Annotated in this window: 11 protein-coding genes; 2 read left to right on the top strand and 9 right to left on the bottom strand. The window is 66.5% G+C overall.

Annotation, left to right across the window (positions count from 1 at the left end; translation table 11 throughout):
• Nucleotides 1-171: 171 nt before the first annotated feature.
• The 5 genes from AC3WMU_RS15100 to AC3WMU_RS15080 form a co-directional block, all read right to left on the bottom strand.
• The gene (locus AC3WMU_RS15100; protein ID WP_488704041.1) at nucleotides 172-1,065 is read right to left on the bottom strand and encodes a ZIP family metal transporter; all 894 of its coding nucleotides are present in this window, start codon (nucleotides 1,063-1,065) and stop codon (nucleotides 172-174) included.
• A gap of 31 nt (nucleotides 1,066-1,096) precedes the next feature.
• Nucleotides 1,097-1,711 carry a superoxide dismutase gene (locus tag AC3WMU_RS15095; protein WP_492282596.1) on the bottom strand — a complete coding sequence of 205 codons (615 nt, stop codon included), beginning with the start codon at nucleotides 1,709-1,711 and terminating at the stop codon, nucleotides 1,097-1,099.
• A gap of 142 nt (nucleotides 1,712-1,853) precedes the next feature.
• Nucleotides 1,854-3,056, bottom strand: coding sequence for a BaiN/RdsA family NAD(P)/FAD-dependent oxidoreductase (locus AC3WMU_RS15090; RefSeq protein ID WP_492282595.1), 1,203 nt, complete (start codon nucleotides 3,054-3,056; stop codon nucleotides 1,854-1,856).
• A gap of 22 nt (nucleotides 3,057-3,078) precedes the next feature.
• Nucleotides 3,079-5,340, bottom strand: coding sequence for an arginine/lysine/ornithine decarboxylase (locus tag AC3WMU_RS15085; RefSeq protein ID WP_006226191.1), 2,262 nt, complete (start codon nucleotides 5,338-5,340; stop codon nucleotides 3,079-3,081).
• A gap of 230 nt (nucleotides 5,341-5,570) precedes the next feature.
• Nucleotides 5,571-6,023, bottom strand: a complete 453-nt coding sequence (locus tag AC3WMU_RS15080) for a hypothetical protein (RefSeq protein WP_035213748.1) — start codon at nucleotides 6,021-6,023, stop codon at nucleotides 5,571-5,573.
• Between the two features lie 112 nt (nucleotides 6,024-6,135).
• Between AC3WMU_RS15080 and AC3WMU_RS15075 the strand changes: the two genes are divergently transcribed.
• Complete coding sequence (locus tag AC3WMU_RS15075; protein ID WP_035213733.1) at nucleotides 6,136-6,654, top strand: GNAT family N-acetyltransferase; 519 nt, start codon at nucleotides 6,136-6,138, stop codon at nucleotides 6,652-6,654.
• 9 nt (nucleotides 6,655-6,663) lie between these two features.
• On the opposite strand, the gene AC3WMU_RS15070 is transcribed toward AC3WMU_RS15075, so the two are convergent.
• Nucleotides 6,664-7,902 carry a GGDEF domain-containing protein gene (locus AC3WMU_RS15070; RefSeq protein WP_006226188.1) on the bottom strand — a complete coding sequence of 413 codons (1,239 nt, stop codon included), beginning with the start codon at nucleotides 7,900-7,902 and terminating at the stop codon, nucleotides 6,664-6,666.
• A 172-nt stretch (nucleotides 7,903-8,074) separates the two neighbouring features.
• Here AC3WMU_RS15070 and AC3WMU_RS15065 point away from each other — a divergent pair, with 172 nt between their 5' ends.
• On the top strand, nucleotides 8,075-8,926 hold the full coding sequence (locus AC3WMU_RS15065; RefSeq protein ID WP_492282594.1) for a GNAT family N-acetyltransferase: 852 nt from the start codon (nucleotides 8,075-8,077) through the stop codon (nucleotides 8,924-8,926).
• A gap of 4 nt (nucleotides 8,927-8,930) precedes the next feature.
• Here AC3WMU_RS15065 and dcd read toward each other — a convergent pair whose 3' ends face one another.
• The 3 genes from dcd to AC3WMU_RS15050 all read right to left on the bottom strand — a co-directional run bounded on the left by dcd (nucleotide 8,931) and on the right by AC3WMU_RS15050 (nucleotide 15,190).
• Nucleotides 8,931-9,494, bottom strand: a complete 564-nt coding sequence (gene dcd / locus AC3WMU_RS15060; RefSeq protein ID WP_006226186.1) for a dCTP deaminase — start codon at nucleotides 9,492-9,494, stop codon at nucleotides 8,931-8,933.
• 108 nt (nucleotides 9,495-9,602) lie between these two features.
• Nucleotides 9,603-13,292: a translocation/assembly module TamB domain-containing protein gene (locus tag AC3WMU_RS15055; RefSeq protein WP_492282593.1), complete on the bottom strand. Its 3,690-nt coding sequence runs from the start codon at nucleotides 13,290-13,292 to the stop codon at nucleotides 9,603-9,605.
• A complete protein-coding gene (locus AC3WMU_RS15050; RefSeq protein WP_492282592.1) occupies nucleotides 13,289-15,190 on the bottom strand; it encodes an autotransporter assembly complex protein TamA in 1,902 nt (633 codons plus the stop codon). The genes AC3WMU_RS15055 and AC3WMU_RS15050 overlap by 4 nt, the downstream gene beginning before the upstream one ends.
• Between the last annotated feature and the right edge of the window lie 2 nt (nucleotides 15,191-15,192).

The raw sequence follows: 15,192 nt of genomic DNA, 5'->3' as shown, positions 1-15,192 counted from the left end.
ACGCTACGCGTGCTTGCTGCCCCCCGAGGGGGCTTTTTCCCCTTGGGGCGGCCCGGCGGGGAAAAGGCCTCCACGCCGCGCACGCTACGCGTGCTTGCTGCCCCCCAAGGGGGCTTTTTCCCCTTGGGGCGGCCCGGCGGGGAAAACCCGTCCTTCTGACGCCCAGCCGGGTCATCCCAACGCGGTGTCCAGCAACATCATCAAGACGAACCCGATCATCAACCCGCAGGTGGCATAAACCTCGTGGCCCTTGCGGTGCGACTCCGGGATGATCTCGTGGCTGATGACGAAAAGCATGGCGCCGGCCGCAAAACCCAGGCCCCACGGCAGCATCGGCGCCGAGAATCCGACGATAGCGGCGCCGATCACCGCGCCCAGCGGTTCAACGAGCCCGGACAGCATGCCCAACGCCACGGCGAAGGAGCGCTTGTAGCCGGCGGCCAGCAGCGCCACCGCCACGACCAGGCCTTCCGGGATGTCCTGGATGGCAATGCCTGTAGCCAATGCGGTGCCCCGCACGGGGTCGCTGCCCGCATAACCCACGCCGATGGCCAGGCCTTCGGGCAGGTTGTGCAAGGTGATGGCGAACACGAACAGCCAGGTGCGCCGCAGGCGGTGCGCCTCGATGCCCTCGCGGCCCTTGATGAAATGCTCATGCGGCAGGGTCCGGTCCATCACCAGCAGGACTGCCGCGCCCAGCAGGATGGCCGCGCCGACGGTCAGGCCTGCACCCCACGGCCCCATGCCCTGGGTCTTGGCAGCCTCGATGCCGGGCGCCACCAGCGAAAAGGCGCTGGCGGCCAGCATCACCCCGGCGCCAAAGCCGAACATGCTGTCCTGCACCTTCTGCGGGATGGTGCGGGCGAAGAGAATGGGAAGCGTGCCCAGCGCGGTGGCGGCGGCCGCCACCAAGCCGCCCAGCAGCGCGTCGGCCACGTGCGGCGCGCGCACGTCCAGGTAGGCCCAGAGCTGATGCAGCGCCAGGCAGGACACCATGACGGCAAGCGTCCACACGCTGATGCTGGTGGCCGCGGGCCGCACGCGATGACGGCTGAAGGTGTTCATAGGGCCGCTCCCCTCCTTGAGAGAGATGCGCTCAGCCCTTCGCGGCCGCATAGCGGCGAGCCACTTCGGGCCAGTTCACGACATTGTAGAAGGCGCCGATATATTCGGGACGGCGGTTCTGATACTTCAGATAGTAGGCGTGTTCCCAGACATCCAGACCCAGGATGGGGGTATTGCCCTGCATCAGCGGGCTGTCCTGGTTAGCGCTGCTTTCCACCACCAGCTTGCCGGCCGGCGTCACCGACAGCCAGGCCCAACCGCTGCCGAAACGGGTCAGCGCCGCCTTGGTGAAGGCCTCGCGGAAGGCGGCCAAACCGCCCAGTTCGGATTCGATGGCGGCCGCCAGCGCGCCGTCAGGTTCGCCGCCGCCTTCGGGCGACATCACCGACCAGAACAGGCTGTGGTTGGCGTGGCCGCCGCCGTGGTTGCGTACCGCGCCACGGATGGCCTCGGGCAACTGGTCCAGGCGGGCCACCAGGGCTTCGACGGGTTCATCGGTGCTGATCCCGGCGTCGTCCAGGGCCGCGTTCAGGCTGGTGACATAGGTTTGATGATGCTTGCTGTAGTGGATCTCCATCGTCATCGCGTCGATGTGAGGCTCCAGGGCGTCATAGGCGTACGGCAGGGTCGGAAGGGTGTAGGCCATGCATGTCTCCGGTGGACCCGCCTTCCCGATGGAAGGCGTAAGTCAATATCGAAAACATAAATGATATGTATTTTTATTTGATATCACAATGGTATTGTTGCAATTCGTGCCATAGCGCCCGGCTATGCGCCGGGCACCTTCCCTACAGCGCCTTGCCGCAAGCCACGCCCGACGCCCAGGCCCACTGGAAGTTGTAGCCGCCCAGCCAGCCGGTGACATCCACGGCTTCGCCGATGAAATACAGCCCCGGCGTGGTCTTGGCCTGCATGGACTTCTGGTCCAGCCCGCGCGTGTCCACACCGCCGCGCATCACTTCGGCCTTCTTGTAGCCGGCGGTGCCGCTGGGCACCAGCGACCATTGATGGATGTCCTGCGCCAGCGCCCGCAGCGTCTTGTCCGGCGCGTCGGCGAGACGCAACGCGGCCAGGCCGGGTTTGCCGCCCTGCTCGGCCAGATGCAGCCAGCGGTCGGCCAGCCGTTTGGGCCAAAGCCCCGCCAGCACGGTATGCAGCTGCTGCCGGTTGCCGGATTTGGCGGCCAGCAGTTCCTGGGCCAGATCGCGGCCCGGCGCCAGGTCAATCACGATGGGCTCGCCGGGCTTCCAATAGCTGGAGATCTGCAGGATCGCCGGGCCCGACAGGCCCCGGTGAGTGAACAGCAGGTCTTCCAGGAATTCGCCCCGCGCCTTGCCCTGCCCGGTGTGCAGGCCGACTTCCAGCGCCACGCCCGACAGCTCCGACAACGCCTGCCATTGCGCGGGGTCGAAAGTCAGCGGCACCAGCGCCGGCCGGGGCTCGACGACTTTCAGGCCGAATTGCCGCGCGATCTTCAAGCCGAATTCAGTGGCGCCCAGCTGCGGGATCGCCATGCCGCCGGTGGCCACGACCAGCTTGGCCGCGCGGATCACGCCCTGGGCGGTGCGCAGCTCAAAGCCCGCTTCACCGTGGCCGATCTCGGATACCGAACAGCCCATGCGCCATTGCACCTTGCCGGCGTCGCACTCGGCGCGCAGCATGTCGATGATGGATTCGCTGGAATCGTCGCAGAACAGCTGGCCGCGATGCTTCTCGTGCCAGGCGATATGGTGGCGCTTCATCAGCGCCAGAAAATCCTGCGGCGTGTAGGCCGACAACGCCGAGCGGCAGAAATGCGGGTTGTCGGACAGGAAGTTGGCGGGTCCGGCCCCGATGTTGGTGAAATTGCAGCGGCCGCCGCCGGAAATGCGGATCTTCTCCGCCAGGCGTTCGGCATGGTCGACCAGCACCACGCGCAAGCCGCGCTGGCCGGCCACCGCTGCACACATCATGCCAGCGGCGCCGGCGCCGAGTACGGCTACATCAAACATCAGGACTCCAGACCCGCAGGCCTCACTCTTCGATCAGGCAATCAACGTAGTAGCGCTTTTCGCCATTCGGACCCACTTCGTCGGCCAGGCCGTGGATGTAAGTTTCGAAGCCGGGGAAGCGCTCATTGAACTCGCGCGCGAATTGCAGGTACTGCACGATCGTGCGGTTGAAGCGTTCGCCCGGGATCAACAGCGGGATGCCCGGGGGGTACGGCGTCAGCAGCACGCCGGTCACGCGGCCTTCCAGCTTGTCGATGTCGACGCGTTCGACCTCGCGGTGCGCCATGCGGGCAAAGGCGTCAGACGGCTTAAGCGCCGGCACCATGTCGCTCAGGTACATCTCGGTGGTCAAGCGGGCGACGTCGCGCGCGCGGTAGGCTTCGTGGATCTCTTGGCAGAGATCGCGCAGGCCCATGCGCTCGTAGCGGCGATGGACCTTGCAGAAGTCCGGCAGGATGCGCCACAGCGGCTGGTTGCGGTCGTAGTCGTCCTTGAACTGCTGCAAGGCGGTCAGCAGCGTGTTCCAGCGGCCCTTGGTGATGCCGATGGTGAACAGGATGAAGAACGAATACAGGCCCGTCTTCTCGACCACCACGCCGTGCTCGGTCAGGTACTTGGAGACCAGGGCGGCGGGGATGCCCGTTTCGCCGAAGCTGCCCGACATGTCCAGCCCCGGGGTGATGACCGTAGCCTTGATCGGGTCCAGCATGTTGAAGCCTTCGGCCATTTCGCCGAAGCCGTGCCAATGGTCGTTGGCTTCCAGGATCCATTCGTCACGGTTGCCGATGCCTTCGGACACCAGGCGGTTCGGGCCCCAGACCTTGAACCACCAGTCGTTCTTGCCGAACTCCGACTCCACCTTGCGCATGGCACGACGGAAATCCAGCGCTTCGCGGATGCTTTCCTCGACCAGCGCGGTGCCTCCCGGCGGCTCCATCATGGCGGCCGCCACGTCGCACGACGCGATGATCGCGTACTGCGGCGAGGTCGACGTGTGCATCAGGTACGCCTCATTGAAGACGTTGCGGTCCAGCTTGCGGGTCTCGGACTCCTGCACGATGATCTGCGATGCCTGCGAGATGCCGGCCAGCAGCTTGTGCGTGGAGTGCGTAGCGAAGACCATCGCGTCATGGCTGCGCGGACGGTCCTGGCCGATGGCGTGCATGTCCTTGTAGAACTCGTGGAACGAGGCGTGCGGCAGCCAGGCTTCGTCGAAGTGCAGCGTATCGACATAGCTGCCGAGCTGCTCCTTGATCATTTCCACGTTGTAGATGACGCCGTCGTACGTGCTTTGCGTCAGGGTCAGGATGCGCGGATTCTTGTTCACCGCTTCGCGCGCGAAGGGGTTGGCTTCGATCTTCTTGCGGATATTGTCCGGGTGGAACTCTTCCAGCGGGATCGGGCCGATGATGCCCAGGTGGTTGCGCGTGGGGCGCAGGAACACCGGGATCGCGCCCGTCATCGTGATGGCGTGCAGGATCGACTTGTGGCAGTTGCGGTCCACCACCACCACGTCGCCCGCGGCGACGTTGGCATGCCACACGACCTTGTTCGAGGTCGAGGTGCCGTTGGTGACGAAGAAGCAATGGTCAGCATGGAAGATACGCGCGGCGTTCAGCTCGGACTCGGCAACGGGGCCGGTGTGGTCCAGCAGCTGGCCCAGTTCGTCCACGGCGTTGCAGACGTCGGCGCGCAACATGTTCTCGCCGAAGAACTGGTGGAACATGCGTCCGACCGGGCTCTTCAGGAACGCCACGCCGCCCGAGTGGCCGGGACAGTGCCAGGAGTACGAACCGTCCTGCGCGTATTTCACCAGCTCGCGGAAGAACGGCGGCGGCAGCGAATCCACGTAGCTGCGGGCCTCGCGGATGATGTGGCGCGCCACGAATTCGGGGGTGTCCTCGAACATGTGGATGAAGCCGTGCAGTTCGCGCAGGATGTCGTTCGGAATGTGTTCCGACGTGCGCGTCTCACCATACAGATAGATGGGAATGTCGGCGTTGCGGAAGCGCAGTTCGCCGATGAACATGCGCAGGTTCTTGATCGCGCTGGCCACGTCCTCGGGCGAATCCACGTCGAACTCTTCATCGTCGATCGACAGGATGAAGGCGCTGGCGCGGCTTTGCTGTTGCGCAAACGAACTCAGGTCGCCATAACTGGTCACCCCGATCACCTCGACGCCCTCGGCCTCGATCGCTTCAGATAAGGCACGGATACCCAAACCGGACGCGTTCTCGGAACGGTAGTCCTCGTCGATGATGAAGATGGGGAAGCGGAATTTCATGCAGGCGCTCCTGGGGCAAGGCGGGATCGGACGCTTATCGCGGCGCGAGTGTACTTCTAGTAAAAATCCGCCTGATGACAGACGGCGCGAGCACCCACCGGGGAGGCGGGAATGGCGGAATTGTAGGGCTGTTTTTCTTACAGTCCTAAGGGAAATCCCCAGAAGGCCTGCACGGCCGTTGTCATCGCGCCAAAAGCGGGCGCTTTCAGTGCAGCGACAACGGCACCGGGCTAGCGGATCGTGTGGGCTTCGCCCTTCTGCAAGGCGGCTGTGAAGAGCTCGAAGTAGGCGGGGATCGCCTCGGCGGCACCGTAGCGGATGCGCCGTTCGACCTTGGCAATGGCGCCAAAACAGACTTCGGAGCCAGGGTCACCGCAGACCAGCACGACGGGGTCTTCGTCGTCGCAGACCTCGTAGAGGCCGCCGTGGGCCCGGCGCCCGATCTCGTAGAGGTAGGCGGCGGCGCCGACGGTCTGCATGGGGGTAAGAGGCAAGATCCCGACGTGGGCGGCCTCCAGCGCGTCATCGAGCGCGTGGACGCTGGACAGGGAGTAGTCCAACACTGCGCCAGTGGAACTGGCGGCTTGTACAAAGTCTTGCGCAGCATCCGCCACACGGGCGACGAACTCTTCCTGCACTTCGTCGCGCTTGGCGTCCTGGTTTATCTTGAGGAAACCGAACATCATTGGCTCCTTTGTGAAAACCGCAAGCGGCAATGAACCCATTATAGGCAAGCGGCCCGCCTATACTGCCCAAACGTCCCCAACCGTTCCGTATTCCCAACACTTCGCAGCCATGCCCTCACCGCTTGTCAGACGTCTGACCGCCCCGGATGCCCCGTCCCTGCGTCAATTGCGCCTGGACGCCCTGGTAGAAACCCCGGAATCGTTCGGATCGAGTTACGAAGAGGAACACACGCTGACACTGGAAGACATCCGGGGATGGATCACGCCGCTGGATGACGGCGCGATGTTTGGCGTGTTTGCGGACGACGCCCTTGCCGGCATGGTGGGCGTGGGCCGCCAGCGCAAACTGAAGATGCGCCACAAGGCGCATATCTGGAGCATGTACGTCGCCCCTGCGCAGCGCGGGCGCGGCTGGGGACGGCTGCTGATGCATGCGGCGATCGCGCACGCCCAGACCATGCGCGGCATCCGGCAGGTGCAGTTGAGCGTGACCGCCAACAACACCGCCGCGGCGACTCTGTACGCCAGTCTGGGCTTTGCCGAATACGGCAGGGAACGCGAGGCGCTGTGCGTGAACGGCGAGCTCTACGACGAAACCCTGATGGCGCTGGCGCTGACCGGCAAGTAGGCCGGCGGCTCAGGCGCTTGCCCTGCGCCGGACGCCGTACGCGCACACCTGGTTGCGGCCGCCGTCCTTGGCCTTGTACAGCGCCTGATCCGCCGCCTTGATCACCGCGTCCGGCGCCCGCAAGGCCTCACCGCGCTCGGCCACGCCGATGCTGACCGTCACCCGCAACGGACGCGAACCGCGTCCGCCCCGACCGCCCCGTCTGCGCTGGCCGACCTGGTCCGTCTTGGGCCGGGCGGGCTTGTCGCGCAGGCGCATCTGATAGGCCTCGATGGCGCGCCGGACGGTTTCCAGGTGGGGCATACTTTCCGCCGCCGTCTTGCCCGGGAACACCAACGTGAACTCTTCGCCGCCGTAGCGGTAAGCCTGGCCGCCGCCGGGCACGCGCCGCAGTTGCGACGCCACCATGCGCAGCACCTGGTCACCCACGTCGTGCCCGTGCGTATCGTTGAATATCTTGAAGTGGTCCACGTCGGCCATCGCAAGCGTGTAGACGCGGCCCATGCGCTGCAGGCGTTCGTTCAACGCCCGGCGGCCCGGCAAACCGGTCAGCTCGTCGCGAAACGCCATATGGAAGCCTTCGTGCGCCAGCGAAATCGAAAGCGCCGTGAGCGCCGCCGCCGACATGAGGGCCAGTTCGATGGGATGCTGCGCGCCGCGTGGCAAGGCCCACGCCATGCAGACAAAGCCCAGCCATTGCCCCGCCTGCTGTGGACGCCCGTAGCGCAGCAACAGCAAAGTCAGCGTCAGGCCCGTCAAGAGCAGCCCCACCAGCGCCTCGACCGGCACGCCCAGGCGCGCCAGCTTGCCCTGCACCGCCAACGTCCCGAAGACATCGGCCAGACCATCCTTGCCGACCAGCGCGATCGCCGCCACGCCCACAGCCATCAACCCGATGCGCGCCACCATGTCCAGCAACATGCTTGACCGCTCTGACCACACCGCATTGATCGTATAGGCCATCGACCACCAGGCCAGCACCGGCCCTAGCGCCCACGGCGCTTCGCGGGCCAGCGTCGGCCAGACGGCGGTGGCAGCCAGCACGCACAGCATCAACGCCATGGTTTGCGAGCGCTGGTACATCAGGCAGATCGCCGCGCCGATCAGCGCCATTACCCACGGCACGAAGGGCACGATCAGCGTCAGCGCCGGCGGCCATTCGCGCCACAACATCAGGCCGACCGCGGCGGCCACTGGCAGCGCGGGATAGAACAACAGGGGCAGCCAGGGGATATGGGGGTAACGCACGGGTCGGGGCCTTGCTCAGCTTGCAGAGATGACGTCGCCAAATCGGCAAACACATATATCCTTTTTACGGCCACGCCAGCGGTTTTCTTTAGCGGGCGGCGCGCACGCTGCCGGCCGCACTCAGCGCCGGACCCGTGATATGGTTTCCAGGCCCATCCAATGGAAAAGCCCTATGCATATCCTGGTCAATATCGATGTCCCCGATCTTGAACACGCCATCGACTTCTATCGGCGCGCCTTCGGATTGACCCTGCATCGACGACTGGGACCGAAGGCGGCGGAAATGCTGGGCGCCAATGCGCCCATCTATCTGTTGGAGAAGGCGGCTGGAAGCCCCGCGGCCAGCGCGGCACGCCAGTCTCGCGACTACGCGCGGCACTGGACGCCCGTGCATCTGGACGTGGTGGTCGAAGACGTGGACCGCGCCGTCGATCAGGCGGTCGCGGCCGGCGCCCGCCTGGAAGATCCGGCCGCCTCGCACGCCTGGGGCCGCATCGCGCACCTGAGCGACCCTTACGGCCACGGCATTTGCATCCTGCAATTCCTGGGCCGCGGCTATGACGAACTGTCAGGCGGAAACGTCCAGTACCGGCCGGTGTCGGCAGCGGATTTCGACGCGCTGGCCACCCTGCGTATCGACGCCATGCGCGACAGCCTTGAGCGCTTGGGCCGCTTTGACCCGGAACGGGCGCGCAGCCGGCTGCGCAATACCTTCCAGCCGGAACACACGTGGGCGATCCAGCACAACGGGCAATGGGTGGGGTTCTACGCCCTGCGTCCGGAAGGCGCGGGCTTGCGGCTGGACCACCTGTATGTGGTGCCCGCCGCGCAGGGGCAAGGCCTGGGCAGCCAGGTGATACGCAAGATTCTGCAGGAGGCCGACAGCCGCGGGCTGCCGGTCGCCGTGGGTGCGTTGCGCGGCAGCGATTCCAACCGCTTCTACCGCCGCCATGGATTTGTCCAGACGGCGGAAAGCGAATGGGATATCGACTACCTGCGCCCCGTGCCCGGACAGGACGACTGACGGATCAGGTACGCGGCAGCGTGACGCCGCGCTGGCCCTGATACTTGCCGCCGCGGTCAGCGTACGAGGTCTCGCACACTTCGTCGCTTTCCAGGAACAGCATCTGCGCGCAGCCTTCGCCGGCGTAGATCTTGGCGGGCAACGGCGTGGTGTTCGAGAATTCCAGCGTGACGTGGCCTTCCCATTCGGGTTCCAGCGGCGTCACGTTGACGATGATGCCGCAGCGCGCGTAGGTGCTCTTGCCCAGGCAGATCGTCAGGACGCTGCGCGGGATGCGGAAGTACTCGACCGTGCGGGCCAGGGCGAACGAGTTGGGCGGGATGATGCAGACGTCGCCCTTGAAGTCCACGAAAGAGCCTTCGTCGAAATTCTTCGGATCGACGATGGTGGAATTGATGTTGGTGAAGATCTTGAATTCGTCGGCGCAGCGCACGTCGTAGCCGTAGCTGCTGGTGCCGTAACTGACGATGCGCCCGCCATTGGCCGTGCGGACCTGACCCGCTTCAAAGGGTTCGATCATGCCGGCTTCGGCCTGGCGGCGGATCCAGCGGTCGCTTTTGATGCTCATGGTGGGATTGGTGCTAAGGGTAAGGAATGGGCCTCATTTTATCCCGAGCGCGCCCAGGCTGCCTGCGGGCGGGGCGGGACGCCTTGATCCCGCCCCGCCAGCCGCCGTTCAGTTGCCCCAGAAGGTCCGATAGACCAGCGCGATGCCGTTGACCGAACCGCCCTTCAAGTCCACGGACAGGCCGCGCGCCAGCCGGTAACTGGCCCGGCCGACCGTGTCACTGCCCGCCAGCGCCTGCTCGACGCTGAGCGTGATGCCGTTGGCGAACGACTTGCTGGCCACCAGGAACTGGGTCGCCAGCTGGCTGTCGCTGTCCCGGTTAACGTCGCCGGCCACCGTGCGGTCCGGCAGGATGCTGCCGGAACTGCCGATATTCCCGGTGCGCACGCTGACGTCGTCCAGGCCGAATTGCTTGTAGAACGGCTGCCCGCCCCCCAACAGCGCCGTACCGACCGACACCAGCAAGGCCGCGTCGCTGCCGCTTTCATCCGGGCCCCGTCCCAGCAGCAGCCAGGAGAGCTTCTCCACGTCGCTGACGTCGGGATAGGACACGAGGTCGATCCGGGGACGTTGCGCCGTGCCGACGACCTTAACGCCCGCCTCGACCTGTTCGCCGGTGCGTAGCGCCTCGATGTCCAGCAAGGGATTGTCCAGCCGGCCCTGGAAGGTCAGCGTGCCGCGGCTTAGCCGCAGCTTCTGGCCATAGGCCTCGATGCCGCCGCCCCGCGTGCGCAACTGCCCCACGCCGGACAGCCGGCCATCGTTCAGCAGGATCTGGATGGAACCCAGCAAGCCCGCGTCCAGGCCCATCCCGGTAATGTAGAAGCGCGGCCCCATGTCGAACTTCAGGTTCATGCTGGTCTGCAACGGCGTCGATACCGCGGTCGGGTCCTGCCCTGCCCGGATCACTTTCACATCGTCGTCCAGGGAAGGCACGCCTTGCAGGATCTCCAGGCTGAACCAGCCTGCATCCGCCTTCAGGTCGCCCACGATCTCGATCCGAGGCATGGCCGCCTTCAGGTCAATGACGCCGGACACCATGGCGTAGCGATCCGAGCGCTGCAGCGCCGGGAACCGGTACAGGGTCAGCTTGATGTCGCCGCCGTCCATGATGTTCCACTGGCCCCGGGCCTCGGCATAACCGCCCTTGGCCTCGGGGTTGGTCGTGATCCATTCCTTGGTGCGCCATTCCGCCGGCATGACTCGCAGCGATGCCGGGAAACGCAGGCTGTCCAGCACCAGCCGGTCGCCGTCCAGGCGTGCCGACAAGGTGCCGTCGATCAGGCGCACGCCGTCGTCGATGCGCACCACGCGCAGCTTCTCGCCACGGATCGTGCCGGTGGCGGACCACTTGCCGGCCAGGGTGCCCTGGGCTTCCAGGTTGGCCTTGACCGCCCCGCCGACTTCCATCGAATCGCCGACGAACAGGCCGATCCAGGCCAGATCGGCAATATCGGCGTCCAGCTTGGCGCGCAGGGGCTGGCGCTCGTCCAGCGCCATGCCGCCCTTGGCGTCGACGACCAGCACGGCCGAACCGGTGCCGTTGACGGTGCCCATCTTGGCGGTCGCCAGGTTGATCTTGGCATCCAGGCGGCTGGCGTTCGCGGAGGTGGGGGTGGCGGTCAAGTCCAGCACCAGCGCCTTCACGCCCAGCGGAATGGGCGGGTCGCCCGGAATCAGCAGGTCGCCATCGCGGCGCGCAATGCGAGCCTTGCCACCCAGCCGTCCGTCGAATTTCAGGTCCCACAACAGGTCCAGGGCAATGCGGCGCTGGCCTTCGGGGATCATCGCATTCACGCGGCTAGGCCCTTTGCCCAGCTTGGAAGCCGCCTCGGGGTCGACGGCGCCGATCACCTGGCGGGCCATGGCGGCCGTGATGACCAGATTGTCGGCCTGGCCAGCGGTTTCCCAGCGCTTGCCGCCGCCGCGCGAGCCCTGATGCGCCAGGGTCAGGCGTTCCTTGCCGGGCAGCGTCAGGCTCAAGGCGGTCTGTCCGACCTGCCATTGCCACTGCGGCGCCACGGCGGACGGCAGATAGGCCAACGTGACCGGCCGGTCCGCCGTCACGGTAAAGCCGGCGGTGTCGGCCGTCAGCTTGGAAAACGCGCCGCGCCATCCCAGCAATGCAGCATCCGGCTGGCCCGCGGCGCCCTTGCCCCAGGCGCCGGTGAATACGATGCTGGCCTTGGCGGGCGCTTGCCCCAGCACGCCGGGACGCGGCTTGGCAGGCGTGTAGCCGGCCGTGACCTCGCCGCGATGCGCCGCCACGGTGCCCGCGAACTTGCCCTTCAATTCCGCGCCGCCCGGAATACCCGGCCAGAACGCATCCAATTGGGGCGCCTGTGCGTCCAGCGTCAGCGCACCGTCCTTGGCGTCCAGTTCACCCTTGGCCTGGACCCGGTTGCGGCCCAGTTTCAGGTCCACGTCCAGGCCGTGGATGCGCAGCCCGGCCAGCGGATCCAAAGACGGATCGGCGGGCGGTGCCGCGGTGCCCGGCGTCGCGGCGTCCGGCGCGGCAAGGTCCACCTGCGCCTTCAGCGCCCCCGTCAAGGGCTGCTTGTTCCAGCGTGTGCCGTCTTCAAATCGCAGATCGACGGCCGCATGCCGCAACTGGCTCAGGTTCTCGATATCGGCTTGCACGTCGCCGCGCACGGTCAGCACGGCGGGCGGGATGGCCTCGCCCAGCCACGGCGCCAGATCCAGACGCTGGGCGCTGACGGTGCCCACGATACGGTCCCGGCCCGCGCCTTGCACGGTGTCGGACTGCAAATCGAATTGCGCGGAAAGCGTTGATTTATCGGGCAATTGCGCATTCGCGCGGGCGCTGCGCAACACCAGCGCCGTGCGCGGCGCCAGATCGGCCACCACGTCCATCAACATCCCGGAACCCGAGCCGTCCAGCTTGGCCTGGATGCCGTCCATCGACCCCGCGGCGTCCGCGCGCAACACCACCTGGCAGGCGGGCGCCGGCGGCCCGGCCAGTTCAGCGGGCTTGGTGTCGGCCGCGGCTTTAGGCGCCGGCTTGGCTTTGGGATCAACCTTGGCCTTGGGGTCGGGCTTGGCTGCGGCGCCGTCCTTGACCGGACGCGTGTCGAACACGCCGCTCAGCTTGTCCGCCTGGCACAGCGGGGAATCCGGACCCGAGCCGCGTGCGGTCACGTCCAGCCGCGCGGCGAATGGCCAGGGGTCGGCCATGCCCTGCAATTCGGCCTGGCCCGACACGTCCGCCTGCCCCACGGCATGGCCCACGCGCAGGCTGGCGATGCGCAACTGCGCGCCCTGCTTGCCCGCCGCGAAGGTGGCGTTCAGGTCGCCCAGCGTCACGGGCAACGGCTGGCCATCCTGATCCAGCTGGAAATCGCCCAGGGCCACGCGGTCGACGGCGATGTCCACCGGCAGTGACGGCAGCGTGAACGGGGCGCCGTCGTCTTCCTTGGGCGCCGCGTCGGGCGACGAGGTCAAGGCCACGCGCACCGACCCCGCCGACACGTCGCGCACATGCAGCAGGCGGTCGCCCAAGGCGCGCCAATGCACATCCAGGTGCAAGTCGCTGATGTCGATCCGGGTGCCGCCCAGGTCCAGGTCCAGCTTGCCCACCGACACGCCGCGCAAGAGCGAACCGTTCACGTCCAGCGCCTGCCCGTTCAATTGCTGGGCAGCCGTGGTCAGCAGCAGCCGCGTGCCGTTCTGCGAACCCACGAGCCAGAACAGGAATCCGCTGGCCAGCAAGGCCAGCATCGCCAGGCCCGGCAACCACCACACCAGGATTTGGCGCAGGATTTTGCGCAACACCGTCAAAACGCAATCCCCAACGAAAAGTGCAGGCGCAGGTCGCGTTCACGCTGCCCGTAGGCCAGGTCCAGGAATAACGGGCCCGCCGGCGTGCGCACCCGGGCGCCCACGCCATAGCCCACCGCCATCGACATGTCGCCGAACGATTCGGCCGCGTCGCCCGCGTCCACGAACACGCCCATGCCCCAGCGTTCATTGAAATAGTGGTCGTATTCCACGCTGCCCACCACCAGGGTAGGCGCACCCACGACGGCGTTGTCGCGCTGCAAGCCGATGCTCTGGTACTTGTAGCCGCGGATCGACCGCGCGCCGCCCGTGCGGAAGCCGAAATCGTCCGGCACCTGCACCTTGCTGCTGGACCAGACGCGGCCGACTTCGCCGCGCACCGTCAGCACGTCGAGCTTGCCGATCGGCCACCATTTCTGGGCCCGTACCCGGGCGCGCGTGTAGGGCTCGCCGGTATCCAGCGTGACGCCGACACCGCCACCCACGGCGATAAGGTTGCCTTCGCGCGGGTCGTACTTGTTGTCCACATCGCGGCGCAGCCACTCGGCCGTCGCGGTCAGCGTCGGCAAGGTGTATTCGTCGCCGCCGTCGATCTTCACGTGATCCTGCGCCAGCAGCAGACCCCACCGGGTTTCGTATTCCACGCGGCTGTCGCCCGCGCCCTTGCGTTCCTGCAGGCGCGTCGCGCCCAACGCGTAGCGCGTCACATCCAGGCCCTGGATATCGGAATGGTCCGCCAGGACGCCGAAGGAATCCTTGTAGCCGCGCTCGGTGGGCGGGAGCAGGAAGTCGGCATAGGCGCGTTGGCGCAGCCGGTCCACGCTGAAGCCCGTCTCCATGGTGAGCGGCTGGCCGAACACCACGTTCTGCCGGTACAGCGACTCCACCCGCAGGCCGGCCTCGTCGTCCACGCCCAGCGAGGCCGTGAAACGCTTGGGCGGCGCTTCGACCACCCGGACTTGCACGGGCAGCGTCACTTCGCCATCGGAGTCATAGGCAGCCGGCGGCGGCGGCACGGCGCCAGAGACGGACGGGTCCCCCGCCGGCGTGGCCGCGGCCAGGTCGGTCGACCCGGGTGCGCGGACCCGGTCCGATTTCGCCTCTTGAGCCTGTTGCTGCTGTTGCGTGGCGCCCGGCTGCTCCAGCGAGACGAAGGCGCCCCGGAAGAACGCGGTGGACTGCAAGTCCTGCTGCCAGGTGTCCAACCGGTTCTGGTCGTAGGCCGAGCCCACCGAATAGCGCACGTAGCGCTGCACCAGCTTGTCCGGCACCCGTTTCAGGCCTTCGGTATTCAGTTCGCCCATGCGGACCTGGGGTCCGCTGTCGATGGTGACGCGCAGTACGGCCGACGCCGTGTCCGCCTCGATATCGGCCTGCGACGCCGTCATGCGCGCCAACATGAAGTCGCGCGTGGAGACTTGGTCCAGCAGGCTCGATTTCGCTTTGTTCCAGTCGCTGTTGATGAACGGCTGCCCCGCCTTCAACTGCCAGTCGTCGCGCAGCTTCTGAACCCGCTGCGCATACTCGGGGCGGGTGATGCGGCCGGTGAACTTCAAGTCCACTTCCAACACGGTCGTACGCTTGCCGGACACGATGCCGATATCCCAGGTTTCCCCGCCGATATCGGTGCCGGCTTCGAGCGTCACCGTGGGCGAGAAATAGCCCTGGGTCGCCAGGGCGGCCAACGTCGCGTCGCGCGCGCGCCGGCGCAAGCGGTTGATTTCACCGCCGTCCTGGTCTTCGGCCAAGCGCGCAATCGCGTCCACCGCCTCGGTGATCGCCTGCAGCGCGGCCGGCGGCACGCCGCCAGGATCCACGATGATCTCCGGACGTTTGGCCAGCGCCTCGCCCGATACTACGCAAAGTCCAGCCAAAAAGGCGCGGGCTGCCCACCGCATGC

It is taken from the genome of Achromobacter sp. FW305-C-13, from assembly GCF_058783475.1.
The sequence above is the reverse complement of the archived record's forward strand: the minus strand, read 5'-3'. Positions and strand labels throughout refer to the sequence as shown.

What these genes read in the sequence shown, in the direction of transcription:
- AC3WMU_RS15050 (WP_492282592.1), bottom strand. Translation starts at nt 15,190, where the DNA reads ATGCGGTGGGCAGCCCGCGCCTTTTTGGCTGGACTTTGCGTAGTATCG.
- AC3WMU_RS15095 (WP_492282596.1), bottom strand. Translation starts at nt 1,711, where the DNA reads ATGGCCTACACCCTTCCGACCCTGCCGTACGCCTATGACGCCCTGGAG.
- AC3WMU_RS15065 (WP_492282594.1), top strand. Translation starts at nt 8,075, where the DNA reads ATGCATATCCTGGTCAATATCGATGTCCCCGATCTTGAACACGCCATC.
- AC3WMU_RS15100 (WP_488704041.1), bottom strand. Translation starts at nt 1,065, where the DNA reads ATGAACACCTTCAGCCGTCATCGCGTGCGGCCCGCGGCCACCAGCATC.
- AC3WMU_RS15075 (WP_035213733.1), top strand. Translation starts at nt 6,136, where the DNA reads ATGCCCTCACCGCTTGTCAGACGTCTGACCGCCCCGGATGCCCCGTCC.
- AC3WMU_RS15085 (WP_006226191.1), bottom strand. Translation starts at nt 5,340, where the DNA reads ATGAAATTCCGCTTCCCCATCTTCATCATCGACGAGGACTACCGTTCC.
- AC3WMU_RS15080 (WP_035213748.1), bottom strand. Translation starts at nt 6,023, where the DNA reads ATGTTCGGTTTCCTCAAGATAAACCAGGACGCCAAGCGCGACGAAGTG.
- dcd (WP_006226186.1), bottom strand. Translation starts at nt 9,494, where the DNA reads ATGAGCATCAAAAGCGACCGCTGGATCCGCCGCCAGGCCGAAGCCGGC.
- AC3WMU_RS15090 (WP_492282595.1), bottom strand. Translation starts at nt 3,056, where the DNA reads ATGTTTGATGTAGCCGTACTCGGCGCCGGCGCCGCTGGCATGATGTGT.